The organism is Exiguobacterium sp. s183, assembly GCF_018617655.1.
GTDB lineage: Bacteria > Bacillota > Bacilli > Exiguobacteriales > Exiguobacteriaceae > Exiguobacterium > Exiguobacterium aestuarii_A.
The window spans coordinates 227,671-253,929 of record NZ_JACSKN010000003.1 but is presented as its reverse complement, the minus strand read 5'-3'; the positions used below and the strand labels follow the sequence as shown (position 1 = coordinate 253,929).

30 protein-coding genes are annotated in these 26,259 nt (G+C 49.0%); 19 read left to right on the top strand and 11 right to left on the bottom strand.

What is annotated here, in order from left to right; translation table 11 throughout:
• Window positions 1-18: 18 nt before the first annotated feature.
• Genes yqeH through KNP62_RS09605 form a run of 7 tightly spaced genes read left to right on the top strand, consistent with a single transcriptional unit; the run spans window position 19 to window position 4,412 of the window.
• Window positions 19-1,131, top strand: a complete 1,113-nt coding sequence (yqeH, locus tag KNP62_RS09635) for a ribosome biogenesis GTPase YqeH (protein ID WP_015880995.1) — start codon at window positions 19-21, stop codon at window positions 1,129-1,131.
• Window positions 1,128-1,913, top strand: a complete 786-nt coding sequence (gene aroE, locus KNP62_RS09630) for a shikimate dehydrogenase (protein WP_214785367.1) — start codon at window positions 1,128-1,130, stop codon at window positions 1,911-1,913. The genes yqeH and aroE overlap by 4 nt, the downstream gene beginning before the upstream one ends.
• A 6-nt stretch (window positions 1,914-1,919) precedes the next feature.
• A complete protein-coding gene (gene yhbY / locus KNP62_RS09625) occupies window positions 1,920-2,216 on the top strand; it encodes a ribosome assembly RNA-binding protein YhbY (RefSeq protein ID WP_074032681.1) in 297 nt (98 codons plus the stop codon).
• Window positions 2,213-2,782 (top strand): nicotinate-nucleotide adenylyltransferase, encoded by a 570-nt coding sequence (locus KNP62_RS09620; RefSeq protein WP_214785366.1) that lies wholly within the window; start codon window positions 2,213-2,215, stop codon window positions 2,780-2,782. Before yhbY ends, KNP62_RS09620 begins: the two co-directional genes overlap by 4 nt.
• The gene (yqeK, locus tag KNP62_RS09615) at window positions 2,772-3,329 is read left to right on the top strand and encodes a bis(5'-nucleosyl)-tetraphosphatase (symmetrical) YqeK (protein ID WP_214785365.1); all 558 of its coding nucleotides are present in this window, start codon (window positions 2,772-2,774) and stop codon (window positions 3,327-3,329) included. The genes KNP62_RS09620 and yqeK overlap by 11 nt, the downstream gene beginning before the upstream one ends.
• Before the next feature lie 10 nt (window positions 3,330-3,339).
• Entirely contained in the window at window positions 3,340-3,687 is a 348-nt protein-coding gene (rsfS, locus tag KNP62_RS09610; RefSeq protein ID WP_074032684.1) for a ribosome silencing factor, read from the top strand.
• A complete protein-coding gene (locus tag KNP62_RS09605; RefSeq protein ID WP_214785364.1) occupies window positions 3,687-4,412 on the top strand; it encodes a class I SAM-dependent DNA methyltransferase in 726 nt (241 codons plus the stop codon). The genes rsfS and KNP62_RS09605 overlap by 1 nt, the downstream gene beginning before the upstream one ends.
• A 42-nt stretch (window positions 4,413-4,454) precedes the next feature.
• Here KNP62_RS09605 and KNP62_RS09600 read toward each other — a convergent pair whose 3' ends face one another.
• On the bottom strand, window positions 4,455-5,003 hold the full coding sequence (locus tag KNP62_RS09600; RefSeq protein WP_214785363.1) for a GrpB family protein: 549 nt from the start codon (window positions 5,001-5,003) through the stop codon (window positions 4,455-4,457).
• A gap of 101 nt (window positions 5,004-5,104) precedes the next feature.
• Window positions 5,105-5,518, bottom strand: a complete 414-nt coding sequence (locus KNP62_RS09595; RefSeq protein ID WP_214761047.1) for a VOC family protein — start codon at window positions 5,516-5,518, stop codon at window positions 5,105-5,107.
• Window positions 5,519-5,673: 155 nt separating this feature from the next.
• Between KNP62_RS09595 and KNP62_RS09590 the strand changes: the two genes are divergently transcribed.
• On the top strand, window positions 5,674-6,270 hold the full coding sequence (locus KNP62_RS09590; RefSeq protein ID WP_214785362.1) for a DUF2238 domain-containing protein: 597 nt from the start codon (window positions 5,674-5,676) through the stop codon (window positions 6,268-6,270).
• 83 nt (window positions 6,271-6,353) lie between these two features.
• On the top strand, window positions 6,354-7,823 hold the full coding sequence (locus KNP62_RS09585; RefSeq protein ID WP_214785361.1) for a catalase: 1,470 nt from the start codon (window positions 6,354-6,356) through the stop codon (window positions 7,821-7,823).
• Window positions 7,824-7,911: 88 nt separating this feature from the next.
• Here KNP62_RS09585 and KNP62_RS09580 read toward each other — a convergent pair whose 3' ends face one another.
• Window positions 7,912-8,805: a DNA/RNA non-specific endonuclease gene (locus tag KNP62_RS09580; RefSeq protein ID WP_214785360.1), complete on the bottom strand. Its 894-nt coding sequence runs from the start codon at window positions 8,803-8,805 to the stop codon at window positions 7,912-7,914.
• A 171-nt stretch (window positions 8,806-8,976) separates the two neighbouring features.
• Between KNP62_RS09580 and nfsA the strand changes: the two genes are divergently transcribed.
• Window positions 8,977-9,726 carry an oxygen-insensitive NADPH nitroreductase gene (gene nfsA, locus KNP62_RS09575; RefSeq protein ID WP_214785359.1) on the top strand — a complete coding sequence of 250 codons (750 nt, stop codon included), beginning with the start codon at window positions 8,977-8,979 and terminating at the stop codon, window positions 9,724-9,726.
• 41 nt (window positions 9,727-9,767) lie between these two features.
• On the opposite strand, the gene KNP62_RS15750 is transcribed toward nfsA, so the two are convergent.
• The 3 genes from KNP62_RS15750 to KNP62_RS09560 all read right to left on the bottom strand — a co-directional run bounded on the left by KNP62_RS15750 (window position 9,768) and on the right by KNP62_RS09560 (window position 12,686).
• Window positions 9,768-10,889: a TlpA family protein disulfide reductase gene (locus KNP62_RS15750; protein ID WP_214785358.1), complete on the bottom strand. Its 1,122-nt coding sequence runs from the start codon at window positions 10,887-10,889 to the stop codon at window positions 9,768-9,770.
• Window positions 10,890-10,955: 66 nt separating this feature from the next.
• Window positions 10,956-12,356 (bottom strand): MBL fold metallo-hydrolase, encoded by a 1,401-nt coding sequence (locus KNP62_RS09565; protein WP_214785357.1) that lies wholly within the window; start codon window positions 12,354-12,356, stop codon window positions 10,956-10,958.
• Window positions 12,357-12,389: 33 nt separating this feature from the next.
• Entirely contained in the window at window positions 12,390-12,686 is a 297-nt protein-coding gene (locus KNP62_RS09560) for a rhodanese-like domain-containing protein (protein WP_015881009.1), read from the bottom strand.
• A 115-nt stretch (window positions 12,687-12,801) separates the two neighbouring features.
• Here KNP62_RS09560 and KNP62_RS09555 point away from each other — a divergent pair, with 115 nt between their 5' ends.
• Both KNP62_RS09555 and KNP62_RS09550 read left to right on the top strand, forming a co-directional pair.
• Window positions 12,802-13,176 carry a rhodanese-like domain-containing protein gene (locus KNP62_RS09555; RefSeq protein ID WP_251125657.1) on the top strand — a complete coding sequence of 125 codons (375 nt, stop codon included), beginning with the start codon at window positions 12,802-12,804 and terminating at the stop codon, window positions 13,174-13,176.
• Between the two features lie 32 nt (window positions 13,177-13,208).
• The gene (locus KNP62_RS09550) at window positions 13,209-13,988 is read left to right on the top strand and encodes a sulfite exporter TauE/SafE family protein (protein ID WP_214785356.1); all 780 of its coding nucleotides are present in this window, start codon (window positions 13,209-13,211) and stop codon (window positions 13,986-13,988) included.
• A 42-nt stretch (window positions 13,989-14,030) separates the two neighbouring features.
• Here KNP62_RS09550 and KNP62_RS09545 read toward each other — a convergent pair whose 3' ends face one another.
• The 3 genes from KNP62_RS09545 to KNP62_RS09535 all read right to left on the bottom strand — a co-directional run bounded on the left by KNP62_RS09545 (window position 14,031) and on the right by KNP62_RS09535 (window position 16,039).
• Window positions 14,031-14,225: a hypothetical protein gene (locus tag KNP62_RS09545; protein ID WP_214696058.1), complete on the bottom strand. Its 195-nt coding sequence runs from the start codon at window positions 14,223-14,225 to the stop codon at window positions 14,031-14,033.
• A gap of 166 nt (window positions 14,226-14,391) precedes the next feature.
• Entirely contained in the window at window positions 14,392-15,129 is a 738-nt protein-coding gene (locus KNP62_RS09540; RefSeq protein WP_214785355.1) for an ABC transporter permease, read from the bottom strand.
• On the bottom strand, window positions 15,107-16,039 hold the full coding sequence (locus KNP62_RS09535; RefSeq protein ID WP_214785354.1) for an ABC transporter ATP-binding protein: 933 nt from the start codon (window positions 16,037-16,039) through the stop codon (window positions 15,107-15,109). The genes KNP62_RS09540 and KNP62_RS09535 overlap by 23 nt, the downstream gene beginning before the upstream one ends.
• A gap of 337 nt (window positions 16,040-16,376) precedes the next feature.
• On the opposite strand from KNP62_RS09535, the gene KNP62_RS09530 reads away from it, so the two are divergent.
• The 3 genes from KNP62_RS09530 to KNP62_RS09520 all read left to right on the top strand — a co-directional run bounded on the left by KNP62_RS09530 (window position 16,377) and on the right by KNP62_RS09520 (window position 21,342).
• Complete coding sequence (locus KNP62_RS09530; protein WP_214785353.1) at window positions 16,377-19,229, top strand: 2-oxoglutarate dehydrogenase E1 component; 2,853 nt, start codon at window positions 16,377-16,379, stop codon at window positions 19,227-19,229.
• 18 nt (window positions 19,230-19,247) lie between these two features.
• Window positions 19,248-20,522 carry a 2-oxoglutarate dehydrogenase complex dihydrolipoyllysine-residue succinyltransferase gene (gene odhB / locus KNP62_RS09525; RefSeq protein ID WP_214696050.1) on the top strand — a complete coding sequence of 425 codons (1,275 nt, stop codon included), beginning with the start codon at window positions 19,248-19,250 and terminating at the stop codon, window positions 20,520-20,522.
• A gap of 145 nt (window positions 20,523-20,667) precedes the next feature.
• The gene (locus KNP62_RS09520; RefSeq protein ID WP_214785352.1) at window positions 20,668-21,342 is read left to right on the top strand and encodes a DUF6241 domain-containing protein; all 675 of its coding nucleotides are present in this window, start codon (window positions 20,668-20,670) and stop codon (window positions 21,340-21,342) included.
• 47 nt (window positions 21,343-21,389) lie between these two features.
• Here the strand turns inward: KNP62_RS09520 and KNP62_RS15680 are convergent, their stop codons facing one another.
• Entirely contained in the window at window positions 21,390-22,982 is a 1,593-nt protein-coding gene (locus KNP62_RS15680; RefSeq protein WP_214785351.1) for a diguanylate cyclase domain-containing protein, read from the bottom strand.
• Between the two features lie 123 nt (window positions 22,983-23,105).
• Between KNP62_RS15680 and KNP62_RS09510 the strand changes: the two genes are divergently transcribed.
• From KNP62_RS09510 to KNP62_RS09495, 4 genes are all read left to right on the top strand, one after another.
• The gene (locus tag KNP62_RS09510; RefSeq protein WP_214785350.1) at window positions 23,106-23,762 is read left to right on the top strand and encodes a DsbA family protein; all 657 of its coding nucleotides are present in this window, start codon (window positions 23,106-23,108) and stop codon (window positions 23,760-23,762) included.
• A 1-nt stretch (window position 23,763) separates the two neighbouring features.
• Window positions 23,764-24,177: a disulfide oxidoreductase gene (locus KNP62_RS09505; protein ID WP_214785349.1), complete on the top strand. Its 414-nt coding sequence runs from the start codon at window positions 23,764-23,766 to the stop codon at window positions 24,175-24,177.
• Window positions 24,178-24,181: 4 nt separating this feature from the next.
• The gene (locus tag KNP62_RS09500) at window positions 24,182-24,769 is read left to right on the top strand and encodes an SCO family protein (RefSeq protein WP_285800613.1); all 588 of its coding nucleotides are present in this window, start codon (window positions 24,182-24,184) and stop codon (window positions 24,767-24,769) included.
• A gap of 104 nt (window positions 24,770-24,873) precedes the next feature.
• Window positions 24,874-25,467: a Crp/Fnr family transcriptional regulator gene (locus tag KNP62_RS09495; protein ID WP_214785348.1), complete on the top strand. Its 594-nt coding sequence runs from the start codon at window positions 24,874-24,876 to the stop codon at window positions 25,465-25,467.
• Here KNP62_RS09495 and KNP62_RS09490 read toward each other — a convergent pair.
• On the bottom strand, window positions 25,427-26,149 hold the full coding sequence (locus KNP62_RS09490; protein WP_214785347.1) for a DUF4386 domain-containing protein: 723 nt from the start codon (window positions 26,147-26,149) through the stop codon (window positions 25,427-25,429). The two genes, KNP62_RS09495 and KNP62_RS09490, sit on opposite strands and share 41 nt — an antisense overlap.
• Window positions 26,150-26,259: the final 110 nt, after the last annotated feature.

The window sequence follows — 26,259 nt, the reverse complement described above, 5'->3', positions numbered from 1 at the left end:
ACGGCAGTAAGCACAACTATGGAAGAAACCAAACGATATTGCGCTGGGTGCGGCGTAGCCATCCAAACGGAAGACCCGAACGGGGTCGGCTATGCACCAAAATCGGCACTTGACCGAGAAATCGTCATTTGCCAACGTTGCTTCAAATTGAAGCATTACAACCAAGTTCAAGACGTCGAGTTGTCAGACGATGACTTCTTGCGCATCTTGAACGGAATCAGTTCAAAAGAGGCACTCGTCATCAAGATTGTCGATATTTTCGACTTCAATGGCAGCTGGCTCCCGGGTCTACAACGCTCTGTCGGGTCGAACCCGGTCCTCTTAGTCGGGAACAAGGTTGACTTGTTGCCGAAATCCGTCAACCCGAACCGGATGGCGAACTGGATGAAGGCTGAAGCGAAAGAGCTCGGCTTGAACCCGATTGACGTTCATTTGATCAGTGCGAAAAAAGGACACGGGATCGATGAACTCGCGGAGAAGATTGAATATTACCGTAAAGGCAAAGACGTCTTTGTCGTCGGTTGTACGAATGTCGGGAAATCGACACTCATCAACCAGGTGATCAAGCGTTTCGGTGAAGAGGATGAAGCCATCATCACCGTCAGTCATTTCCCGGGAACGACGCTTGACTTGATCGACATCCCACTTGATGATGATGCGAACTTGTACGATACACCAGGGATCATCAACCGTCATCAAATGGCGCATTACGTCGATGCAAAAGATTTGAAGACGATCACGCCGAAAAAAGAAATCAAACCACATGTGTTCCAATTAAACCCGCAACAGACGCTCTACTTTGGCGGTTTGGCACGCTTGGATTACTTGGAAGGCAATAAACGCTCGTTCGTCATCTATATGTCGAACGAGTTGAAAGCACACCGTACGAAACTCGAACGCGCGGATGAGCTCTATGACCAGCATATTGGGAAAATGCTCAATCCCCCGAACGAGAAGACGCTCGAAATCTTACCACCACTCGTACGCCATGAATTCAGCTTACGAGACGGTGTGAAGACAGACATCGTGTTCAGTGGCCTCGGATGGGTCGCGATTCACGGTAAAGGCGGTCGCATTGCGGCTTGGGCTCCGAAAGGCGTCGCAGTCACGCTCCGCGAGGCGCTCGTATGAATCTGGCTGTCATCGGCCACCCGATTGCTCATTCGCTCTCTCCCCAGCTGCACGAGCAGTGGTTGAGGGCGTCTGGGCTTTTCGGGCGTTATGAGGCTATTGACGCCATGGCGAGCGACTTACCGGCACTGTTTGAAGCGATGCGGGGCGGAGAATGGGACGGATTCAACGTCACTATTCCCTATAAAGAAGCGGTCGTTCGTTATGTCGATGAACTCGATGAGGCAGCGAAACTTGCCGGTGCCGTCAACACAGTGTATAAGCGAGATGGACGCCTTGTCGGAACGAATACGGACGGTGCTGGGCTCGTCCAAGCACTGACACCGTTCACCGATTGGACAGGACAAGTCCTCGTCATCGGTGCGGGTGGGGCTGCGCGTGGAATCGTACAGGCACTACCGACGCGTCGGGTGACGATTGTCAATCGGACAGTCGAACGGGCGAAAGAACTCGCAGATACGTTCAATGTCTCGTATACGACGTTCGAAAAGGTCGATGTCTCGCAATATGAGGTCATCATTCAGACGACTTCTGTCGGCATGGACAAGAGCTCGACACCACTTTCATTAGAAGGACTACGACAAAACACGATCGTTTGTGATATCATATATCGTCCACTTGTCACCCCGATGCTTCGTGAAGCGAAACATCGCGGGGCCATCATTGTGACAGGGGTAGCCATGTTCGTCGGGCAAGGCGCGCTCTCGTTCGAAAAATGGACGGGCGTGAAACCGGACGAAACCATCGGAAAAAAGTTAATCGAAGGATTATTGGAGGAATAATATACTATGCTATCAGGTAAACAAAAACGCTTTTTACGCGCAGAAGCGCACCATCTCTCACCAATCTATCAAGTTGGGAAGAATGGGGTCAGCGAAGCGATGTGTAAAGATATCGTGGACGCACTCGAAAAACGCGAATTGATCAAAGTTCAAGTACTTCAAAACTGCATGGACACACCAAAAGACGTGGCCGGCGAATTATCAGAAGGTACAAAAGCTGAGGTTGTTCAAGTCATTGGTAAAGTCATCGTCTTATACAAAGAGGCGACTGAGAAAGAAAATCGCCAAATCAAACTCCCATGAGCCGCATCGGTTTGATGGGGGGCACGTTCGACCCGCCGCATCTCGGTCATCTGTTGATCGCCGAACAAGCTCGCGAACAACTTGAGCTCGATGAAGTCTGGTTTTTACCGGCTGCGATTCCGCCACACAAGGTCGGCTTCAGCTCGGCAGACCATCGAATCGAGATGACCCGCCGCGCCATTCAAGGTCAGTCAGAGTTCAAATTGAACCTGATTGAGTTTGAGCGGAGTGAGCCGTCCTATACGGTGGAGACGATGAAGCGGTTGATTGAACAGCATCCAGACGATACGTTCTATTTCTTGATCGGAGCGGATTCGCTCGTCGCACTCGAATCGTGGCACGACTATGAGACACTTATCCGTCTCGTTGCATTCGGTGCCGTCGCCCGTCCTGGGACGCGTTACTTGATTCCAGAGAAGGCGGACGTTCGTCCAATCGATATGCCGCAACTTGAGATTTCGTCCACCGATATTCGGGAGCGGGCGAAGCGAGGCAAATCCATCAAATATTTGGTCCCGGCACTCGTCGAGACGTATGTGAAGGAGCATAAGCTGTATGACGTTTGAAGAAGCGCATGAGTTGATTAAACAGACGCTACCAGAAAAACGCTATATCCATACGCTCGGTGTCGTCGAGACGGCAGAGCGGATGGCGGTTCAGTACGGCGAGAACGTCGAAGAGGCTCGTCTAGCAGCAATGCTTCATGACTACGCCAAGTACTTTGACACGGAAGAGATGCGTCAAGTCGTCATCGAAGAGGGACTTGATTCAAGTCTTCTTGAGTACGGGGACGAATTGTTGCATGCGCCGGTCGGTGCGATCTTGCTTGCCCGTCGGTATGAACTCGAGGAAACCGTATTATCGGCGATTCGGAATCATACGACGGGAGAGCCTGGGATGTCTCGTCTCGATCAGATCCTGTTCGTGGCCGATGCCATCGAACCGAATCGGAATTATCCAGGGGTTGATCGCCTGCGAGTAGAGGCAGCGCATTCGCTCGAAGGGGCGGTTGTCGCGACACTGCGCCAAACGATTGAATTTTTATTGAAGAAGTCGGTGCGCATTTTTCCACTGACGATTGAAACGTATAATGATTTTGTGAATACACCTTAGGAGGGTCAATATGACTGCAAGAGAAGAATTAGAATTGATTGTTAAAGCGGCTGACGATAAACGTGCCGAGGAAATCGTTGTACTCGACATGGAAGGGATCTCGCCGATCGCGGATTACTTCGTCATCTGTCACGGGAACTCGGAGAAGCAAGTCGAAGCAATCGCGCGTGAGATCAAAGATGTCGCTGGCGAAAACGACCTACCACTCCACAAGTTTGAAGGAATGGACACGGCACGTTGGGTACTCGCTGACCTCGAGAACGTCGTCGTCCACATCTTCCATCGTGACGACCGTGATTACTACAACCTAGAGAAATTGTGGGCTGACGCACCGCACGTCGAAGTGGAAGTCGGCTAATGGCATACGAAGGATTCGCCTATGTATACGACGAGTTAATGAAAGACGCTCCGTATGATGAGTGGGTCGCTTTCGTGCGTCGTCACGTCCAAGATGGCGCGACACTCGCGGATGTCGGATGTGGGACAGGATCGGCTACGATTCGCCTCGCCGAACATTACGATGTGATGGGGATCGACTTATCGGAGTCGATGCTCGAAGTCGCACAAGAAAAGGCACTCGAAGCAGAAATCGAGTTGCCACTTTGGGAACAAGATATGCGTGAGTTGGAGTTACCGGAACCGGTCGATGCCGTGACGATCCTCTGTGACTCACTCTGCTACCTGCGGGATGAGGCAGATGTGATCGACACGTTCGAATCTGTCTTCAACCAACTCAAACCGGGCGGGCTGTTCATCTTTGATGTCCATGCGCCGAATAAGATGCAGACGCTCTTCAACCAAAAGACGTACGCGTCAAACGGGGAAGATTGCTCGTATATCTGGTTTGCCGACCCGGGAGAGGCACCGCTCTCGGTCGTTCATGATTTGACGTTCTTCGTCGCGCTTGAAGACGGGACGTACGAACGGATCGAAGAGACGCATGAACAACGGACATATGAACCAGGACAGTACATGCAATGGTTGATTGGTGCCGGGTTCCACGTCAAATCGGTCACTTCTGATTTCACCGAACATGCACCGGGAGCGGATGCCGAACGCATCTTCTTCGTTGCCCAAAAATAAGGAAGACCCCATCGTAGATTAGCGATGGGGTCTTCATCTGTATCAGGAGTTTAATACTCGATTTATAAATTCAGCTTTGGCTTCAGTATATTTTTCTCTGTCCTCACGAAATTCAGTCGCTAACTGCTTTTTTAGAAGCCCGTATTCCTTTGCGAGCAAAGGAGAGTCCCGTAACTTGTCTCGAAATTCAATTTGTTCTTCCCACCGTTTTGCTGTGCCTTTCATGAGATGCAAATGAGCAACTCGTTTATCATCTTTCACTTTCACAAAAAATCTGCGCCATGGCTTTCCATCCAATTCAGGTGGTACATAGTGCCAACCATATGCGGTTAAAGTATCAACAATCGCATTCATATTTACAAATGATTCGATTCGAATCATCACATCAATAATGGGTTTTGCAGGTAGACCGGGAACCGCTGTACTACCTATATGTTCTACTCCCTTAATATCAAATTTTGAAAGTACGTCAGACAACTCTCTTGTTTCACGTAGACCATATGTTTCCCATTGCATATTTGCATCTTCTATTTCAATCGCCTCATATGCCCAAACAGGAATAGTTAAGTGATCAGGATTCTCTTCTTTCATGAGTTTGATTCATCTCCTTGAAAGTACTTTCTATGGCGAAGCTAATCTTGAAACGAACAAAAGACCTCATCATAAAAATGTGTTTGAGGTCTTTTGGACGATCATGCTTCGTGGCTAAACTGCCATTGGACACCGAACTGATCTTCGAGCATACCATACGCTTTGCTCCAAAACGTCTCTTGAAGCGGCATCAAGACACGGCCGTTCACCGCTAGCGCTTCGAACTCGCGGTGGATGGCATCGAGGTCGTCCGTGACGACGGCGAGTGTGACGTTGTCCCCGAACGTGACCGGTCCGTCAGGCATCGCATCAGAAAACATGAGCGATGAGCCGTGAATCGATAGTCGGGTATGCAGCACGAGATTGGCCATTTCACTCGGCACCGGTTGACCGTCTGGACCAGGTTGGTCACCGAACGTCATGATGTCTGGAGCGGCATGGTTGAATACGTCCGCATAGAAGTTTACGGCGTCGCGGCAATTCCCATTAAAGTTGAGATACGGATTGATCGGCATAGCAAGTTCCTCCTAGGATTCATAATATACATTGTAGAACGAATGTTCGTAAAAAACAAGTGAGTCCAACTAAATTTGATTGTGTGGTTGAACACGATTGAGAGTTGGGAATAGAGCTTATAGAGAACAAACTAGACGAAAGAAGGCGAAGTAACATGAAGCTCTCGAAAGGGCGTATCCTCGAATTCGGATTCGTCTTGTTCATGGCGGTCATGCTCGTGACATCAATCATTGAAGAATCCTGGTTCGATGCGAGTGTGGCGGGAGCCGGGATCATCTCTGGTCTCATCCCGTTTTTCATTGAGAAGATGTTCAAAACAGAGCTCGATAGCAAGATGAAGGTCGCATATATCCTGTTCTTATTTGCCTCACAGTATTTAGGGTCCATCGTCGGGCTGTACGGGAACGGCTGGTGGGACACATTCCTTCATCTTTTGAGCGGTATCTTTCTCGCATTTTTAGGGTTCGACTTTTTCAGTCGACTCGATGACGACATTCGAACCGAAATTCCGAAACGATTTTTATTCGTCTATATCGTTGTCTTTTCTATGGCTGGAGCGGCGCTTTGGGAAATGTATGAATTTACATCCGACGTTGTCTTAAACACGACGATGCAAGGGAACGGGAACGACGATACGATGGTCGACATCATCGCCGGGTCATTTGGTGGAGTGCTCGCCGCGTTCTTCGTCGTGACGCTCCATCAACGTGAAAAAGCCAAACAAAAGAAACAGGTAAAAAAAAGTTCGTGATTCACGAGCTTTTTATTTGTAATCATTCTAATTTTTTATTAATATCAAGATTGTAATGATTATAAATAATGGGAGGCAATCATATGGATCAACACCGTCAACTAACTACTAACCAAGGCGTACCAATCGGGGATAACGCCAACTCCATCACTGCGGGTCGTCGGGGCCCGACGCTTCTCGAAGACTACCAACTAATTGAGAAATTAGCGCATTTCGATCGTGAACGTGTACCAGAACGCGTCGTTCACGCGAGAGGGGCAGGGGCGCATGGTGTCTTCACTGTAAAAAATAGTATGAAACGATATACAAAAGCGGCATTCTTGCAAGAAGAGGGACAAGAGACGCCTGTGTTTGCGCGTTTCTCGACCGTCATCCACGGCTTAGGTTCACCAGAAACGCTTCGTGATCCACGTGGTTTCGCCGTCAAGTTCTACACAGAAGAAGGAAACTATGACTTCGTCGGAAACAACTTGCCGGTCTTCTTCATCCGTGACGCGATTAAATTCCCGGACGTGATTCACTCGCTCAAACCGGACCCACAAACAAATCTTCAAGACCCAGACCGCTTCTTCGACTTCATGTCGCTCACACCGGAATCAACGAACATGCTCGTGCATCTCTTCAGTGACGAGGGAATCCCAGCATCGTATCGCCACATGCGAGGGTCATCCGTCCATTCCTTCAAGTGGGTGAATGAATTCGGCAACACGGTGTACATAAAGATGCGCTGGGTACCGAAGCAAGGCATTCAAAACTTGTCAATGGAAGAAGCCGCGAAGATTCAGGCGGAAGATTTCAACCACGCGACACGTGACTTGTTCAACGCGATTGAGCAAGGAGACTATCCGGAATGGGATCTATATGTGCAAATTTTAGACCCAGCGGACATGGACAACTTCGACTTTGACCCACTCGATGCGACGAAAGATTGGTTCGAAGACGTCATCCCGTATCAATTGGTCGGAACGATGACGCTCAATAAGAACGTCGACAACTTCTTCGCCGAGACAGAATCTGTCGGCTTCAACCCGGGGGTTCTCGTCCCAGGAATCCAGCCGTCGGAAGACAAGATGCTCCAAGGACGACTCTTCTCGTATTCGGATACGCAGCGTCACCGTATCGGACCGAACTATCTCCAACTTCCGATCAACTGCCCGTTCGCTCAAGTCGCGAACAACCAGCGTGACGGGGCGATGCCGTTCAAGCAACAGACGAGTCCGGTCAACTACGAGCCAAACCGCTATGAAGACGCACCGAAGCCGAACGCGGACTATATTGAAACGCCGCAACCGATTACAGGCGTGACAGGTCGTCAGAAGATTGAGAAGACGAACGACTTCGGTCAGGCCGGAGAAGTGTATCGCCGTTATTCTCAGGAAGAGAAGGACGCGCTAATCCGTAACCTCGTCGCGCATATCAAAGAAGTTCGTCATGAGAAGACGGTTCTCCTCTTGATTTGCAACTTCTATCGTGCGGATCGTGAACTCGGGGAGCGTCTCTCGAACGAGTTGAACGTTGATCTCGCACCATTCTTGAACCAAATGTCGAACTAAGCATGTAACCGCGGTCTTGTGCCGCGGTTTTTTTTTTTTGAATGCAAAAAGACGCTCCTTTCATAGAGGAACGTCTCGTCTATTGTACTTATTCACCGACCATCCCGTCACCGTCTCGGTCGTCCATGTATTGATACAACCAATGATCACGTGTGATCGGCATCTCGAATCCGGCGTTTTTCGCTTCTTTGATCGTCACTTGTCCGTTTCCGTCAACGTCGATATCGGATAAGTCTCGCTCCTCGACCGGTTCCGTCGTCACGTCAGGTGGAGAGTCGTCCGTAAAATCGAGCGATTCGTTCACTTCTTCCGGGTCCTCGTTACCATAGGTATCCGTGACCGTGTTGCCTCGTACGGTATACGTATACTGGTAGCGGGAAGGAATCTGTGTCGTCGTGTTCGGATAGGTAATGATCGCCTCAAAGTCTTTCGCACCGCCAGCCTTTCGAATGACATCTTCCATGAACGCCTGGTCCCCGTAGCGGTTGAGTGCACTGTTTTGTGGTGTGATGTTATAGGCATTCGAGACACCACCGAGCGAATCAGCGATGATATGACCTTCATCGAGATTCGGGTCTTCGACACCCGGAACTTTCGCCTCGTCTGAATAATAGCGACCAGAAGAATTGACGTCTTCGGTCTCATCGTCTTGAAGCGTGATTTCGTCGGCGATAACACGAATCAATTGACCATGCTCGTTCGTGAACGCCCAGTACTCACGGTCGCCGAAGCCGATATCGACGACGACATTCGCTTCCCGTGTTCCGGACTGATCACCGCCATCGACCTCAATTTGTGTATAGCCTTCAAATAAATCTTCTTCCTGTTCAGGTGAAGGCGTCTCGGTTGTCTGTTCTTCTTGTGTCGGTTCCTCTTCGACGGTTTCTTCAGTCGACGTCGGGACGCTCACATCGGTATCCATACAACCGGAGAGGAACAGTACCCCAAGCAGGAATGGAATGTAAAATGGCATTCTTTTCATATATCTCGCTCCTTATTTCGAAGTTACGCTATCGTATTTTCTATGTAGTCTATAATGATAGCATAAGAAAACGAGAAGTGAGCGTCCTCCTTCAAAATGTGCCCGACGGATTCCTCTCATTTGTGGATTCAGAAAGCTTGTGCCAAGATTGAAAAAAAGGGGGAAGAACGTATGAACGAAGTGATTGAGACATTATTGAACCACCGTTCCGTCCGTGACTTTACGGACGAGACATTAACAGATGAACAAATCCGAACCATCGTTGAGAGCGCTCAACGCGCATCGACGTCTAGCTTTATCCAAGCCTATTCCATCATCGGGGTGACCGATGAAGCGAAGAAGAAACGACTTGCCGAGATTGCGGGCAACCAGTCCTATGTCGTCGAGAACGGTCACTTTTTCGTCTTTTGTGCGGATTTGCATCGCCATGAAATGATTGGTGAGCTACAGGAAGCGGAAGTGTCTGCGACGCTTGAGACTGATGAGAAGTTGCTTGTCGCTGTGATTGACGCTGCACTCGCCTCACAAAATGCGGCCGTAGCGGCAGAGTCGATGGGGCTCGGCATCTGTTATATCGGTGGCATTCGGAACGACCTTTTTGCGGTCAAAGAAGTGCTCGAATTGCCGGAACGGGTCATCCCGCTCTTCGGTATGGCCGTCGGTGTACCGGCCTCAGTCGAAGATCAAAAACCACGCTTGCCGTTCCAGCATGTTTATCATGAGAACACGTATGAAGCGAATCCAGAACGTATGAAGCAGTCCCTTTCCGATTACGATGCGTTGATCCACGATTACTATATGGTCCGTGGCTCGAACCCGCGTAAAGACACGTGGACTGGACAGATGGGACGCATGTTGTCAAAATCAACGCGTCTTGACGTCAAAGACTTCTTGAAAGCACAAGGATATTTGAAGCAATAAGATAAACCGCCGACAAATCACTGTCGGCGGTTTTGTTATGTTCAATTTACTTGAGCATTGAGCCAATTCTTATCGATGGCACCGAATTGTTTTGCGATGATCACACCGGATTCATCGAGCACATATGTCGTCGGCATCGCCTGAATCCGGTACGCATCTCCGACTTGACCGTCACGGTCATAGACGACAGTAAACGCATCTTCGTACGGTTCGACGAACGAGATGGCATTGTCCGGGTCACGTTCGCTCGTCGTCGTGTTGACGGCGACAATCGTCACGTCGTCTCGCTCTTTCGCGAACGCCGCCATGTCCGGCATTTCTGCACGACACGGAGGACACCAGGACGCCCAAAAGTTAACGACGACTTGTTGACCGCGTAACGCTGCTAAGTCGAACGTACTCCCGTCAGTTCGTTGTAACTCAAACGATGGGGGAATTTGCCCGATGTTTAGCCCGGTCGATGCCGTCTCTGTCATGATCGTTTGTGTCGCGCGTTCCGGTAGGGCAGCATTCACGATCGCGAGCAAGACGAGAGCACCGATACTCAATTGTATGACTCTTCTTGAAGGACGAGCGACATAGAGCGAAAGCCCGAGCAGGATGAAGGAGATGCCCATCATCCACCATTGAACTTGTCCAACCGCATACGACTGAAACAGCCAGGTACTAGATGCGCCAAGGACGGTCCAAAGGAGGTGTCCTCGAGTCGGTGCATGCATCCAACGCCATGTCATCCCGAATAGTATGAGGATAAGGACAGCACTCCAAAGATGAATCGGCTGGTCGGGTAGAGAGAATATCGTCCCGTATACCGGAACCGCGAGCGTCATCCCGAGCCAGATGAGGAGCCCGCTCAGCATCCAATATCCTAAAAGGTCTCGATCGAGTCGATAGACGAGCCAAAGGACAACAACGGCCGCGATCCATTGAGACCATACCCCTCCTGTAGCATAGAGAGCAAGAGAAATATCACGAGTCGTCAACAGACCGATGAGGATGGCGCTTCCTTTCCAGGCAAGGAATCCATAAAACCATGTACCGATGACGGCTTCACGTTGCTTACTCTTCAGACCGAGGAAACGAAAGATCCCGTAAAGGATACCAAGGCTTACTAAAAAAATGAGTAAATCGACACGAATGTTAAGTGGACCGATAGCGACCACGTCTTTCCCTCCTAAACAAAAGGCGCCCCTCTCGAAGCGGGCGCCATATTCATAGTCAGTATAACATTACTTGATTTGTTGAGCGTTCAAGACAGTCTTCATTGCGCCGTAGCCACCAAGGATATTGTGGATATCTTTGTAGCCGAGCGATTGAAGGACACTTGCAGCCATGCGTGAGCGTACGCCTGATGCACAGTGGACCGCAATCGTTTGATCGGTCGGAAGACCTTCGTGATCACGTGTGAGTTTACCGAGCAAGATGCGCTCTGCCTTTTCGTAATGGCTCGCGTTCCATTCTGTCGCGTTACGAACGTCGAGGACGAAGACGTCACCTTTTTCTGCAGCTTCGATTGCTTCTTCTACCGTCACGTCCGTATACGTTTCCGTCAAGAGTGAAGCGTCGAGCTCTTCGACCGGAACGATGAAGCGAAGACGGTCGAGACCGATTGATTGAAGGTCGGTCTGTACTTGATCGACATCTTCCGCACTTGCGATGAGTGTGATGTCTTTGTCGAAGTTGACGAGCCAGCCAGCCCACGAGACGAACTTGTTGTTGTATGGGATGTTGATTGTCCCAGGTACGTGTCCGTTCGCAAAGTCTTCCCCTTTACGCGTGTCGACGACTTGCGTCTCTTCGACGAGTGTATCAAGGCGATCTGAACCGACAACTTCAGGACGAGCGACGTCTGTCGTCACTTGAATGCCTTCTTTGTTCACTTTCTTCATCATGGCGAAGTAGTTCGGCGGTTCTGGTTGATCCGTCGTCAACTCTTTGATGAAGGCATCTTTGTCCGTCATTTGAAGCGCCCAGTTCGTCGCTTTCTCATAACCGACCGTCGACGTTGGAATCGCGCCGAGCGCTTTCCCGCAAGCACTGCCTGCACCGTGTCCTGGCCAAACTTGAACGAAGTCAGGAAGCGCCATGAATTTCTTGAGTGAATCAAACATTTGTTCCGCGCCGATTGTCGTCGTTCCTTTCACACCGGCTGCTTCTTCAAGAAGGTCGGGGCGACCGATATCTCCGACGAAGACGAAGTCGCCTGTGAAGATACCCATCGGTTGTGTCTGGTTCCGGTCATACAGAAGGAACGAAATGTGTTCTGGTGTGTGACCCGGTGTGTGCATGACTTCAAGTGTCACGTTTCCGATTTTGAACGTGTCGCCTTCTTTGACGAGTTGTGCGTCGATGTCTTTGGCGAACGCATACTTCCAAGAAGCATCGCCTTCATCTGATAAATAAGCTTTCGAACCTGTGCGCTTCGCAAGTTCGAGTGATCCCGATACAAAGTCCGCATGAATGTGTGTCTCAGCTGTTGCGACAATGTTCATGCCTTCTTTTTTCGCTTCTTGAAGATATGGCTCGATGTTACGGGCCGGATCGATGACGATGGCTTCTCCTGTCATTTGGCATCCGACCATATATGAAGCTTGTGCTAATTTCTCATCATAAAAATAACGTAATAGCATGTGGATTTCCCCCTATAAATGAATGTAATGGTTTTATTCGACTTCGCCTTGCCAGCTCATCATCCCACCGTCGACGTTCGTGACATCGAATCCGAGTGAGTCGAGGTAAGCAGATGCGTTCATGCTGCGTCCACCGGCTGCGCAAATGACGTGAATCGGTTTAGAGCGATCGAGCTCATCGACTTTTGCCCCGAATTCAGAAAGTGGTACGTTTTTCGCTTGTTTAATGTGACCTCCAGCATATTCATCAACCTCTCGTACATCGATGAGGTTGAGTGAGTCGTCAGCTTGAAGTAACGCTTCTAATTCAGTAGTCGTAATCGTCTTCATGAGTCTTTGATCTCCTTTTCGTGTTTAAGGTTTTTGGCAACGAGAATGTTTCGTTGGCTTTAATATACCCCCTAAGGTATAATGAGCGCAAGTGAAAAGAATTGGAGGGAAAAACATGAAGAAAATTTCCTTATTTGTTGGGATTTTGGTTGTTATGGTGATTTTTATCTTTGTAATCACATCAGAAAAGGATGAAATCACGAAAATTGATGCTGAAACTCTACAAAACAAATTGGAAAACGAGGAAATAACGCTTCTTGATGTACGTGAAGTATCTGAATACGAGGGGGGGCATATCGAAGGGGCGGTGAACGCACCACTTTCTTCATTAGATGCAAACCAACTGTTGTATCCGAAAGACGAACCAATCTACGTCATTTGTCGAAGCGGTAACCGAAGTGCCCAGGCTGCTAGTCAATTACAGGATGCCGGCTATACGGAAATCTATGACGTATCAGGCGGAATGATGGCTTGGGAATCGGTTAATTAAGTAGAGAATACGAATTAAATGGAGGAGTCAATATGGAGTTCGGGTTTATCATTACAATCTTTCTAATTGGGTTTATCGGGTCGTTCATTTCAGGGATGGTCGGGATTGGTGGGTCGATCATCAAGTATCCGATGTTGTTATACATTCCACCAATCTTAGGATTTGCGGCGTTCAGTGCCCACGAAGTATCAGGAATCAGTGCGATTCAAGTGTTCTTTGCGACAATAGGTGGAATCTATGCCTATCGTAAAGGTGGATACTTAAACAAACAGTTAATCCTCTATATGGGTGTGTCAGTCTTAATCGGAAGCTTCATTGGAGGATACGGGTCGACGATTTTATCGGAGACGATGATCAATGTCGTTTACGCCGTACTCGCGACGATTGCGACGATCATGATGTTCTTACCGAAACCGCAAGTGGACGATATGCCACTTGACCAAGTGCAGTTCAACAAGGTGATCGCGGCCAGTTCAGCTTTCGTCGTCGGGATTGCAGCTGGTATCGTCGGAGCGGCAGGGGCATTCATTCTCATGCCGATTATGCTTGTCGTCTTGCGCATCCCGACGAAGATGGCAATCGCAAGTTCACTCGCCATCACATTCATCTCGTCGATCGGGTCGACGTTCGGTAAAATCATCACCGATCAAATCGTTTGGGGTCCGGCAATCATTATGATTATCGCGAGTCTGATCGCTGCACCAATCGGAGCGAATGTCGGGAAGAATATGAATACAAAAGCGCTTCAATGGATTTTGGCGTTATTGATCTTAGCGAGTACCATCAAAATTTGGAGCGACCTAATCGCATAAAAAATCACGATGCCTCTATCCAGGCATCGTGATTTTTTTGCGTTATTTCGTAATGAAATAATAGAGAAGTCCGAGTCCGATAAACGAGACAGGGAGCAAAATGATGTAGAGCCAAGAAACCATCGACCAGCTCTTCTTTTGGCTGTACGTCGAGCGGTCTTTTCCAAGTCCGACCATGATGGTAAAAATAAGTGCAATCAAACAGACGAGCAATGCTAATCCAATCGTGAGAGCCATATTGTCACATCCTTCTTAAGTGCTGTTACTTTCATCATATCGCATACAGGTGAGAGACTTCTGACAGAATGTTGAATTTGTGTGACAAAGGTGTCTTGAAGTCATCACACATATGAAGACGAACAACAGTCCCTTTCGATTCGTTTGAATCAAAAGGGACCTGTTCTCATTCCGCGAACGTTTTGCTACGGAACATAAATGCCGTGATGAGATAGAAGGCGATGATATGAAGGGCGACATAGAAGATGGAGAAGCCCATCGTAGCATCCATCGCTTTCATGAATTCTGGATTCACATCATAAATAGAAAGGTCTGAATGCAAGAAGACGATCCATTTTGCGAGTTCAGGTTTCCAGGCAACGAGAAGACCCCCAATGATACTTGAGGCGAAGTTCGCGAGCACCGTAAAACCGATGACGACGCCGACTGACTTGAAGACGACCGAGAACATGAGCGTCAAGAAGATGATGAAGATTGGTCCGCTCACACTGATGAGAATAGGGCGAACGACGTCCCATGTGACAGAGCCGTCTAACGTGAGTGAGAACCCGAACGCGACGACTAAAATAAAGACGAATTGGAGCAACATGACGAGAACGGCCATAACGAGTTTTGACAACAAGATGCGGTCTCGGGAATACGGACTCATCAAGAGGTGCTTCAGCGTATCAAATTTCAACTCATTCCCGACCATCTCGGCTGTAAAGACGATGGTAAAGATGCTGAGGAAGGCGATGGCGCCCATCGTTGAGAATTCAAAGAACGACGCAGCTTCCGGTGCCCCATCTCCGCTCGCCAATACGGCATAGACGATGAGGATGATCGCAGTGTACACACCTAAGGCGACGTAAGGTTTAATCGTGCGGCGCCACTTCATCCATTCATTGCTGAGTAATGAACGCATTGTTTGTACCTCCTTCTTTTTTCGTCAATTTCAAGAATTGTTCTTCGAGTGACTCGTGTTTCATGCCGATCTGATAGACGGCGATATCACGCTCAATCAACTGTTTCAATAGGACGGGGATATCCGTCTCTTGACGTGGCACGATGAACGACTCGGCAGACTGTTGAACGATTTTTACATCGTCAAAGGCAAGGGCTGCGACATCGAGCGCATCGTTCATTTGTTCTTTCGCTACTTTACAGAGGATGACGCTATCGGCTTTCGTCTGACCGTCTTCTACTGATTTGATTTGTCCTTGGTCAATGATGGCGAAGCGGTCCGTGATCAGTTCCATCTCACTCAACAAGTGGCTCGAGATGAGGATGGCAATCCCACGATGGTCTGCGAGGTGGCGTAAGTAATTTCGGAGATCAGCAATCCCGGCTGGGTCGAGACCGTTTGTCGGCTCATCAAGGATAAGTACCTTTGGATTATGCAACAAAGCACGGGCGATCCCGAGGCGTTGTTTCATCCCAAGCGAATACTGTTTCACTTTCATATCGAGCTTTCCATCGAGTCCGACGAGCGCACCAAGTGCGTTCAAATCGACTTTCTTTAAGTTCGGAATCAAGTTCATGGCGTGAATCAAATTCTCACGACCGGTCATGTACGGATAGAACGCCGGATTTTCGACAATGGCTCCGATTCGGCTGAGCGCCTCTTGGCGGTTGTTCGCGACGTCATACCCATCGACCGTCACGGTCCCGTGTGTTGCAGGCATGAGACCTGTAATGATTCGAATGGTTGTCGTCTTCCCGGCACCGTTCGGTCCGAGGAAACCGAAGATTTCACCTGGGACGACATCAAAGCTGACATTCGTCAATACCGTTGCTTTTCCCATTTTCTTATGGACATTTTGTACGGATAACATGTGGTCACCTAACTTTCTTTTAAGAGTGATAGTGTTCTTCCTACATCCCCTTCTACGGGCTTGTTTGAAATAAGGTTTCATCTTTTTTTGAAATGTTTGAAACAAATTCGCTGAGACACAATTTATCGATAAGCAAAACTTATCGAAATAGTATGGACGAATTGTGAATTTGTAAGGGTCTTTCTAGCATGAAAGGTGTAGTATGAAGTTGAGCGTAAGAGGCAAGATTTGGTTTTGTTCACTAGGGTAAGAGAAGAGTGAACTGCTTCGGGCTACATGTTAAAATGAAAGCGTTCACAGATTGGACGTTTAGGAATGGATAAGGGGGATTTATTCAATGGGAGAGTCGTCGAATGTTCACGAGAGATCGCAAGCATTTTATGGTCCTAACTTAGGCTACATCATTGAACTGTACGAGCAATATTTGGAAGACCCGTCATCGGTCGATGAGGAGACACGTCGTTACTTCGACGAGAACGGGGCACCAGAATCATCACCGACAGAAGTACCGGTCTCGGGTCCGTCGTTTGACTTAGAGAAAGTCGTTTCGGCGACACGTCTCGTCAACGATATCCGTGCGTTCGGTCATAAGGCGGCGGATATTTATCCGTTGAAAGACCATCCGCGTGAACAGGAATTGTTCGAACTGTCTCGTTATGATTTGACAGAAGAAGATTTAAAACAAATTCCTGCCCGTCTTCTTTCGGACGATGCACCAAAACCAAATGCGAGTGCCCTTGAGTTATTCCGTCACTTGCTTGACGTCTATACAGGGACGGTTGCAATCGAACTCCGTCACCTAGACGATATGGAAGAGAAGAAGTGGATTCGCCGTCAAGTCGAACAAGGCGCATTGAAACAAACCTTCTCAAAAGAAGAAAAAATCGAATTGTTCAAACGTCTAGCTGAGACAGAACTGTTTGAATCATTCCTTCATAAAACGTATGTTGGACAGAAGCGCTTCTCCATCGAAGGATTGGATGCGATGGTGCCGTTACTCGACGCGATGGTCGGGGGACTCATCTCGAGCGGATCTGAACACATCAACATTGGGATGGCACACCGTGGACGTTTGAACGTACTCGCTCACGTACTCGGCAAGCCATACGAGATGATTTTTGCGGAGTTCCAACATGCACCGAATAAAGAATTGATTCCGTCTGAAGGATCAATCGGCATCAACTTTGGTTGGTCAGGCGACGTGAAATATCACCTTGGACTTGACCGCAAAGTCGTCGAACAACAAAGAGAAGTACGTCTCAACTTGGCGAACAACCCGAGTCACCTTGAATTCGTCGGATCTGTCGTCGAAGGGTACACACGTGCCGCACAAGATGATCGTTCTGAAAAAGGATCGGCTGTCCAGCAGGATGATTTGGCAGCTTCGATCTTGATTCATGGAGATGCGGCGTTCCCAGGACAAGGAATTGTCGCGGAGACGCTCAACATGACGAACTTGACGGGTTATCGTACGGGTGGAACGGTTCACGTCATTGCGAACAACACCATCGGTTTCACGACGGACCCGAACGATTCACGTTCGACACGTTACGCGAGTGATATCGCCAAAGGGTATGAAATTCCAGTATTCCACGTGAATGCAGATGACCCTGAAGCATGTGTCGCCGTCGCAAAATTGATCAGTGAATATCGTGCCAAGTTCCATAAAGACATCTTGGTCGATTTGATTGGGTATCGTCGCTACGGTCACAACGAAATGGACGAACCGATGAATACGAACCCGCTTCTTTATAAAGCAATCAAAGGACATCAGTCTGTCCGTCACGTATATGCCGAGCAACTTGAGGCAGAAGGCGTCATGACAAAAGATGAGAAAGCTCAAATCGAACAAAAGATCGAAGAGGCGCTTAAAGCAGCACGCGACCTCGTTCCTTCTGAAGAAGAGGATGCTGACATCGTCTTGCCGGACGCGGTCCATAAAGGATTCCCGAAAGTCGATACGAGCGTGAATCTCGAACTTCTCACGCAATTGAACGAAGAGTTGCTTGACTGGCCGGAAGGATTCGGTGTCTTCCACAAACTTCAAAAAGTACTCGACCGTCGCCGTGACGCTTTCGGTGAAGGTGGGAAAATCGACTGGGGTCATGCGGAAACGCTTGCCTTCGCTTCGATTCTTTCAGACGGTACGCCGGTACGCTTGAGCGGTCAAGATTCGGAGCGCGGAACGTTCGCCCAACGGAACATCATGTTAAACGATGTCGAGTCAGGTAAGAAGTTCTCACCACTTCATCAGCTGTCGACGGCGAAAGCTTCGTTCTCTGTCTACAACAGCCCGCTTTCAGAAGGATCAGTTCTCGGATTTGAATATGGGTATAACGTATTCGCCCAAGACACGCTTGTATTGTGGGAAGCCCAGTACGGTGACTTTGCGAACTCGGCGCAAGTCATGTTCGACCAGTTCATCTCGGCCGGTCGTGCGAAATGGGGTCAAAAATCAGGGCTTGTCATGCTTTTGCCACACGGTTACGAAGGACAAGGACCAGAGCACTCGAGTGCACGGATGGAGCGTTACTTGACGCTTGCCGGTGAGAAAAACTGGACAGTCGCAAACCTTTCGTCTGCGGCACAATATTTCCATATTCTCCGTCGCCAAGCTGAAATGCTTAGCAAGGAAGAGATTCGTCCGATGATCATCATGACACCGAAGAGTCTGCTTCGTCATCCGCTCGCGACGTCACCAATCGAGGCGTTCACGGAAGAGAGCTTCAAACCAATCGTTGAACAGCCAGGTCTCGGTGAGAACGCAGAGAAAGTCGAACGTCTCGTCTTCTGCACAGGGAAGATGGCGATCGACCTCGCGGAAGCGGTCGGCAAGTCAGAAGAGTCACTCGACTTCTTGCACATCATTCGGGTCGAAGAAATCTACCCGTTCCCGGTACGTGAGATTCGTGACGTCATCAGCCGTTATCCGAACGCGCGCGAAATCGTCTGGGTACAAGAAGAACCGAAAAACATGGGGGCTTGGACGTACATCGAGCCTCGCCTTGAAGCGGTCACGACGAACCGACTCGACGTTCGTTATATCGGTCGTCGCCGTCGCTCAAGTCCGGCTGAAGGAAATCCGACAGCCCATAAACAAGAACAAGCACGCATCATCCGTGAAGCACTCTCTCGCGACGTCGTCTCGAGCGGTGCAGGCACGAGCACATACCAAAAAGATCGTAAATAAGTTAAGGGGGAACTCATTGTGGTCGAAATTAAAGTACCTGAATTAGCAGAATCCATTACGGAAGGAACGGTCGCGACATGGCTCAAACAGCCAGGCGACCAAGTCGAAAAAGGGGAAGCCATCGTCGAGCTCGAGACCGATAAAGTCAATATCGAAGTCCCAGCTGACGAAGCGGGTGTGTTAGAAGAACAACTTGCCGGAGAAGGGGATACGGTTCAAGTTGGCGACGTCATCGCACGTCTCGGTTCAGGTTCTGGTGGCGGAACAGCTGTCGCGACGAAGACGAAGACAGAAAACGCGACAGAAACAAAAACAGAAGCGCCGACTGAGAAGAAAACGGAGTCTGTTGAAGAAGGCAAGAAAGTCGAGAAACGCGAAGAACACGTCGCGAGCCCAGGTAAAGGACCAATCGCAACACCTGCTGCCCGTAAACTCGCTCGTGAGAAAGGCATCGACCTCTCGGCCGTTCAAACGAACGATCCGATGGGACGCATCAATGTCCATGACGTTTCAAAACATGAAGACAAACCAGCTGTGAAAGAGCAAAAACCAGCTGCTGCAGCTCCAGCACCACAACCGGCGGCAAGTGGGAAAGAAGAAGAGCGCATCAAGATGACACGTCGTCGTCAAACGATTGCCAACCGTCTCGTAGAAGTGCAACAGACGGCAGCAATGCTCACGACGTTCAACGAAATCGATATGTCGGCGGTCATGGCGCTTCGTAAACGTCGCCAAGAGAAGTTCGTGAAAGACAATGATGTCAAACTCGGCTTCATGTCATTCTTCACGAAAGCAGCGGTCGCGGCTCTTAAGCGCATGCCTTACTTGAACGCTGAAATCCAAGGGAATGAAATCGTCTTGAAGAAGTACTACGATATCGGGATTGCCGTATCGGCGCCAGACGGTCTCGTCGTCCCTGTCGTCCGTGAAGCGGATCGTAAAAACTTTGGTGAAATCGAGAAGGACATTCTTCACCTTGCGGATAAAGCGCGTAACAACAAGCTTGGTTTGAGTGACCTCACTGGTGGTACGTTCACGATCACAAACGGTGGCGTGTTCGGTTCACTTCTTTCAACACCAATCTTGAACGGACCACAAGTTGCTATCCTTGGGATGCACTCGATTCAACTCCGCCCAGTCGCAATCGACGCGGACACGATGGAAAACCGTCCGATGATGTATGTCGCACTCTCATATGACCACCGAATCGTAGATGGTCGTGAGGCTGTGACATTCCTCAAGCACATCAAAGAGATGATTGAAGATCCAGAACAATTGTTGTTCGAAGCATAAGATGTAGAGGAAGTACCCGCTCCGATATCAGGAGGCGGGTACTTTTTTGTTTAAGGTCAAGACAAAAAACCTTTTATTGGAATTTTTAGCAAGGTATATATGTTATCCTTGATGGAGAGAATCAGTAAAAGGGCGTGAATGGTAAATGAAATGGAAAAAATGGTTTCCTTGGATGGGACTTGTTTTAGTAATAGTGATCATTGCTACATATGCATTCTATCAGTATTGGATGGGACCGAATCAAAGTGAGCTCGACCGGGACAATTTGACGGAAGAAGAGTATGAACGAGCGCTTGAATTGATTGACATCATCAAAGAAGAAGACCCGCTCGGACAGCGTCAAAACGTGACGCGCCGGATCGACCCGCAGGAGACGACGGGACTCGTCTTTGACGATGAGAAAAAATTAAACAAAGGGAATCTCGTCGATGCGATGCATCTGATGACGCACCAAAAAATCTTGGCGACAGAAAAAGCGGGTGCCATCCCGATGACGCACGACAATCTGAAAGAGGTCCGCGACTATTTAGAGTTGCTACGGGACAAGAATAAAATCAAGTCCGAAGATTATCGTCAACTCGGTCAAATCATCGAACGATGGGAACAAGCCATCTTTGATGAGATTGACAAAGAACAAGATCTTCTTCTAGAGGAGATGTACGCCGTCATCGGATTTTCGAACGGACTCGCGACACGTGCGGAAGAAGAGTTGTTCATCTTAAACAACTTCGGTGAGGAATACGTATATACGATGGATTTGGAGCCGATGCCCGAAGAGGAAGAGCAGAAGGAAGACGTGAATATGGAAACCGAAGAGTAAGCAAAAAGGAGTTCATCACGAACTCCTTTTCGTATGGGTGCCAGTAATCATTCGAACGACTCATGGAACGAAAGCCGCTTTTTCCCGTTCGCTTTTGACCGATATAAGGCGTCGTCCGCTTGTTCGATGGCGACGTGTGGAGGCTCGGCTGGCGACCAAATCGATGCGCCGATACTTGCCCCGACCTTTACCGACAGGAGACCGAGCATCACAGGGGTTGAGAGCGTATCAATGATGGATGTTCCGATTTCTTGAATATCTTGAATCGAACGTTCATGTCTTGGGAACATGAGAAAGAACTCATCCCCGCTCAAGCGGACCGGATAGATGTCATCGATTGTAAGTGTTTGTAGCCGCCGTGCGACTTCGACTAACAATTCATCGCCGACCGCATGACCGTATGTATCATTTACCGCCTTGAACCCATCGAGGTCGATATAAAAGAAAACGTATGGCTCTTTCGAAGTGTGCAGTTGATTCAACTGCTCACGTAAGGCGACGCGGTTCGAGAGACCGGTCAGCGCATCACGGTTCGCAAGGAGCTCAAAGTGCACCCGTTCCGATTCTGACTCTGTAAGGGATGTGACGAGCGATTCCAGTGCGAATGCGAGTGACTCAATCTCTTTGATTCCGGATTGATGCGGAAATTTATCTACTTTTCCTTGCTCCATGAGCGAAGCCGTTTCAGTAATTCGTTTCAACGGTCTCGTCACGACGGAAGCGAGTAACCAACCGAGAACGGCCGTCACAAGCGATGCGAAGAGACCAATCCATAGAATTCTCGTTTCTAGCGCGTCAACTGGTGCGAAAGCGATGGCTGCCGGTTGACGGACGACGACACGCCAACCGAGTCCAGGATATTCATCATACCCTTCCCCAATCGACATCCCCGTCAGATAGTCCCGTCCATCCTCCCATTCTTTCACGGAAGCTCCTTCCGTAAACGACACGGGGAGCGGTTTTCCGATTAGGTCGTCTGGACCGAGGAGCACCACGTTGTCTCGCTCACTGACGACGAACAAATCCGTATCGTCGACTTGTTCATGGAGCGTCCGATTAAAATGTCCGAGTACTTCTTTTCCCCATGCCCAACTCAAGTGAGTGGCAAGCACCCCTTGAAACGTCCCGTCTTGAAATAAGGGGACACTGATATCGACGAATTGGAGCGGTTCACCCGTCGGATTCGGTAACAGTTCAGCTAAGAGGACCGCCTCGTGAACGTCACCGATAAAAGGTGCTTCTTTCGCTTCGAGATAAACCGGTCGCTCGGCGATGGACGCCTCTTCGAGTATGCCGTTCGTAGAAGCGACGACAGTCCCTTCCGCATCCGTGACACCCATCCAAGAGAATGCCGGAATATTCGATTGGACTTGATTGAGGAGTCGTCGTGTCGCATCCGGGTCTTCTAGGTCGAGCCCTTGTAAAAGTTGGACCTCTTGATAGCGTGACCACATATAAAAGTCGAGTTTGTCCGCCAATTGATGTGATGTCGTAGAAAGACGTTCCCCGATTTCTTGTTCGAGCGAATCAGATGCCCGATGACTGATCAGGGATGTGAGTGCAATCGTTAGTAAAAAGACGAGCGTGGCAATGCTAAGCGCCAAAATGAGTCCGAGGCGCATCGTAAAAGACTTGATCATGCGAGTAAAACCTCCTAAAGCTTGAAATGAAGACAATTATGAAAAACGAGTCGAACACGTGATAGGTGAAAGAGCTTCCGCTATAATGAAAGACGAGTCGAAAAATAAATAGAGGTGAAGAGAATGAAAAAGAATCAATGGTTGGTCATCATGACCGTCGTCGCGGTCGCATTGATTGCATTGGTGTTCGTCTTGCTCAATCAAGATGAGCCGATAACGGCCGACCGAGGCGATCACGTGTCGATCAAGGGACAACCGACACTCGGAGACTCGGACGCGAAAGTATCGGTTGTCGAGTTCGGAGATTATAAATGTCCATCGTGTAAACAGTGGGGCGAAACGATTTATCCGCAACTGAAAGCGGATTATCTCGACAAGGAAGATGTCAGTTTCAGCTATATTAACGTCTTGTTCCACGGACAAGAATCGATTTTGGCATCCCTCGCTTCCGAGTCGGTGTACGAGCAAGATCCTGAATCGTTCTGGAAGTTCCATAAAGCGCTCTATGACGCGCAACCGGCTTCACAACAACACGACAATGCATGGGTGACGGTCGAGAAGTTGAAAGAAATCGCAGGTGAGACGACATCGGTCGACTTGGCAAAACTTGAACAAGACCTTGGCGAAAACTCGACCGTGCTCGAAAAAGTCAGTACGGACGACGGGCTTGTGAAAGAGAACGGTGTTCAATTCACACCTTCAATCATGATTAACGGTGTGATGCTCGAGGACCCGTTCGACTACGAACAAATCCAACAGTTGATCGAGCAGGATCTATAAGATGAAGTCACTTTTCGAAAAGTACGGATTGTATCTCGCTTGGCTCGTCGCGTTGACGGCGACACTCGGGAGTCTCTATTTCAGTGAGATTCGGGAGTTCGTGCCATGTGAGCTTTGCTGGATTCAACGCATCTTTATGTATCCGCTGACGATTATCCTAGGGATTGCCGTCTTCACGGAAGATCGGGCGGTGCGAAAATATGTGTTACCGCTTACTATCATAGGCGGTTTTGTTTCACTTTACCATTACTTGGTACAAAAAGTGCCGGGATTTGCAGAAATTCAGCCTTGTGCACAAGGTGTTCCGTGCAGCGGTCAATACATCAACTGGCTCGGATTCATCACGATTCCGTTCCTCGCATTGACGGCTTTCACGCTCATCACCATCCTCATGTGGAATGTCAAAAAGCGATAAGGAGTTGGAACGTGTGAAGAAATGGTGGATCGGTAGTTTGATAACGATGCTCATCGTCCTAGCAGGATGCGGACAAGAAATCGAGGACCCGCTCAACTGGGAAGTCGAATCGTTTGAATACATGAACCAAGAAGAAGAGATGGTCAGTCTCGACGATTTAAAAGGGAAAGTGTGGATGGCAGACTTCGTCTTCACAAGCTGTGAGACGGTCTGCCCGCCGATGACGTACAACATGACGAAGCTGAATGAAGCGCTCGAAGAAGAGGGCGTCGAAGACGTGCAATTCGTCTCGTTCAGTGTCGACCCGACCGTGGACACTCCGGAGAAGATGAAAGAATTCATGAGCGGTTATGACCTTTCGAAAGCAGATTGGCAGTTCTTGTCGGGCTACTCACAAGACGAAATCGAAACGTTCGCGCAAGAGAATTTTAAAGCGCTCGTCCGGAAGCCTGAAGAAGGTACACAAGTCGACCACGCGACGTATTTCTATTTGGTCGACCAGGAAGGGAAGATCATCAAAGCGTATCCTGGTTTCCAAAACGTCCCGACGGAAGACATCATCAACGACATTAAAATCTTACAAAAATCTTAACTGAAGACCTGCCCCACCAAAGCGGTGGGGGCAGGTCTTTTTGATTGATGAAACCTGCTATACTGGAAGGACTAGATCGATTTCCTTGAAAAGGAGTGGACGGGATGAAAGACGTCTTGATTCGATACATGAAACGGTTTACGGATTTGAATGACGACGAGTGTGAACGGTTAGTAGCGGATGTACCGATTGCCACGTTTCCGAAAGGGACAACTCTATTGCATCAAGGAGACGTCCCGACTAAATGCTATTTCGTACTGAGTGGTTGCATTCGTCAATATAAAGTCGACGAAGACGGGAACGAGCACACTGTCGATTTCATCACGGAAGAACAGAGTATCACCATATTGACGAAACATCATGCAGATGGACGATCACCGTATTCGTTAGCGTGTATAGAAGAATGTTGCCTCGTCGTCGGAGACCTTGCGACAGAGCAGAAACAATACGAGGAGAATCCTGTCCTTGAGACGATGACGCGTGACATGATGCAAGAAGATATGGGAACGATGCGGGATACTTTCGCCTCGTTCATGTCATCCACACCGGAGGAACGGTATCAGGCCATGATGGAGAAGAGACCCGACTTGGTTCACCGGGTCCCACAGTATCAACTGGCGAGCTATCTCGGTATCACACCGGAGTCACTCAGTCGGATCAAGAAGCGGGCGACGCGTCACCTGCGGATTGTCGAGTGATATCATGTCTAGGAAGTATTCTTCCTTTCACGATCAACCATACGGCAAAGGCCAATTCGCCGACGAACATCGGGAGCATGAGGGTGAGCTCAAGTAAAGTTGTCATGCTTTCAAGCGTTTGGAATTGGTAAAGGGCATGAACAATCGTATAACTGAAACCGGCAACGACAAGCAAGATGCCAATCGTTCTTGGAATGAATTGGGTCCGCATCGCAATCCATCCGACTGCGATGAGGTGAAGACCGAACACGATTAAGCCAAGCGACCAAATGGTTTCAAATGACGTGACCGTTTCATACACTTGTCTAGCTGAAGTGGAAGTATCGAGGAGACGCTCGGCTTCTGCGAGACGTAAAACAGCGAGGGCGAGAATGAGCGTATAAAGGTAGCGAAGTGTTCCGATGAGTAATGCGAATGTGGTGTGGAACGGTTTGAAGAAACGATATAGTCCGTAGGCGACAATCAAGTCCAGCACGACAATGATCCCCCAGCCGATGATACCGAAACGGAACAGCGTCGGATGACTGACTAAGTTCTCATATGTTGTCATCGCCTCATTTTCGATGACGAGTGATTGGTAGACGTAGCCTTGCGCGAAAAAGGCGACGAGTGCCATGAGGACGAGTGCGATTCCAGACCAAAGCGCGGCACGCCGTTGTGAACGGACAGTTGAATGGGTCATGAGAAAAACTCCTTTCGAATGATCTTGTCTCCATCATAAAAGGATGGGAGCGGGCTCACATTGACTTAAGTCAAGAACACGCCATTTTTTTTGAAAAATAAGTGAATCTG

Excerpts from the sequence above, each read along its gene's own strand:
- yqeH (WP_015880995.1), top strand. The coding sequence starts at position 19 with ATGGAAGAAACCAAACGATATTGCGCTGGGTGCGGCGTAGCCATCCAA.
- aroE (WP_214785367.1), top strand. The coding sequence starts at position 1,128 with ATGAATCTGGCTGTCATCGGCCACCCGATTGCTCATTCGCTCTCTCCC.
- yhbY (WP_074032681.1), top strand. The coding sequence starts at position 1,920 with ATGCTATCAGGTAAACAAAAACGCTTTTTACGCGCAGAAGCGCACCAT.
- KNP62_RS09620 (WP_214785366.1), top strand. The coding sequence starts at position 2,213 with ATGAGCCGCATCGGTTTGATGGGGGGCACGTTCGACCCGCCGCATCTC.
- yqeK (WP_214785365.1), top strand. The coding sequence starts at position 2,772 with ATGACGTTTGAAGAAGCGCATGAGTTGATTAAACAGACGCTACCAGAA.
- rsfS (WP_074032684.1), top strand. The coding sequence starts at position 3,340 with ATGACTGCAAGAGAAGAATTAGAATTGATTGTTAAAGCGGCTGACGAT.
- KNP62_RS09605 (WP_214785364.1), top strand. The coding sequence starts at position 3,687 with ATGGCATACGAAGGATTCGCCTATGTATACGACGAGTTAATGAAAGAC.
- KNP62_RS09600 (WP_214785363.1), bottom strand. The coding sequence starts at position 5,003 with ATGAAAGAAGAGAATCCTGATCACTTAACTATTCCTGTTTGGGCATAT.
- KNP62_RS09595 (WP_214761047.1), bottom strand. The coding sequence starts at position 5,518 with ATGCCGATCAATCCGTATCTCAACTTTAATGGGAATTGCCGCGACGCC.
- KNP62_RS09590 (WP_214785362.1), top strand. The coding sequence starts at position 5,674 with ATGAAGCTCTCGAAAGGGCGTATCCTCGAATTCGGATTCGTCTTGTTC.
- KNP62_RS09585 (WP_214785361.1), top strand. The coding sequence starts at position 6,354 with ATGGATCAACACCGTCAACTAACTACTAACCAAGGCGTACCAATCGGG.
- KNP62_RS09580 (WP_214785360.1), bottom strand. The coding sequence starts at position 8,805 with ATGAAAAGAATGCCATTTTACATTCCATTCCTGCTTGGGGTACTGTTC.
- nfsA (WP_214785359.1), top strand. The coding sequence starts at position 8,977 with ATGAACGAAGTGATTGAGACATTATTGAACCACCGTTCCGTCCGTGAC.
- KNP62_RS09565 (WP_214785357.1), bottom strand. The coding sequence starts at position 12,356 with ATGCTATTACGTTATTTTTATGATGAGAAATTAGCACAAGCTTCATAT.
- KNP62_RS09560 (WP_015881009.1), bottom strand. The coding sequence starts at position 12,686 with ATGAAGACGATTACGACTACTGAATTAGAAGCGTTACTTCAAGCTGAC.
- KNP62_RS09555 (WP_251125657.1), top strand. The coding sequence starts at position 12,802 with ATGAAGAAAATTTCCTTATTTGTTGGGATTTTGGTTGTTATGGTGATT.
- KNP62_RS09550 (WP_214785356.1), top strand. The coding sequence starts at position 13,209 with ATGGAGTTCGGGTTTATCATTACAATCTTTCTAATTGGGTTTATCGGG.
- KNP62_RS09545 (WP_214696058.1), bottom strand. The coding sequence starts at position 14,225 with ATGGCTCTCACGATTGGATTAGCATTGCTCGTCTGTTTGATTGCACTT.
- KNP62_RS09540 (WP_214785355.1), bottom strand. The coding sequence starts at position 15,129 with ATGCGTTCATTACTCAGCAATGAATGGATGAAGTGGCGCCGCACGATT.
- KNP62_RS09535 (WP_214785354.1), bottom strand. The coding sequence starts at position 16,039 with ATGTTATCCGTACAAAATGTCCATAAGAAAATGGGAAAAGCAACGGTA.
- KNP62_RS09530 (WP_214785353.1), top strand. The coding sequence starts at position 16,377 with ATGGGAGAGTCGTCGAATGTTCACGAGAGATCGCAAGCATTTTATGGT.
- KNP62_RS09520 (WP_214785352.1), top strand. The coding sequence starts at position 20,668 with ATGAAATGGAAAAAATGGTTTCCTTGGATGGGACTTGTTTTAGTAATA.
- KNP62_RS15680 (WP_214785351.1), bottom strand. The coding sequence starts at position 22,982 with ATGATCAAGTCTTTTACGATGCGCCTCGGACTCATTTTGGCGCTTAGC.
- KNP62_RS09510 (WP_214785350.1), top strand. The coding sequence starts at position 23,106 with ATGAAAAAGAATCAATGGTTGGTCATCATGACCGTCGTCGCGGTCGCA.
- KNP62_RS09505 (WP_214785349.1), top strand. The coding sequence starts at position 23,764 with ATGAAGTCACTTTTCGAAAAGTACGGATTGTATCTCGCTTGGCTCGTC.
- KNP62_RS09495 (WP_214785348.1), top strand. The coding sequence starts at position 24,874 with ATGAAAGACGTCTTGATTCGATACATGAAACGGTTTACGGATTTGAAT.
- KNP62_RS09490 (WP_214785347.1), bottom strand. The coding sequence starts at position 26,149 with ATGACCCATTCAACTGTCCGTTCACAACGGCGTGCCGCGCTTTGGTCT.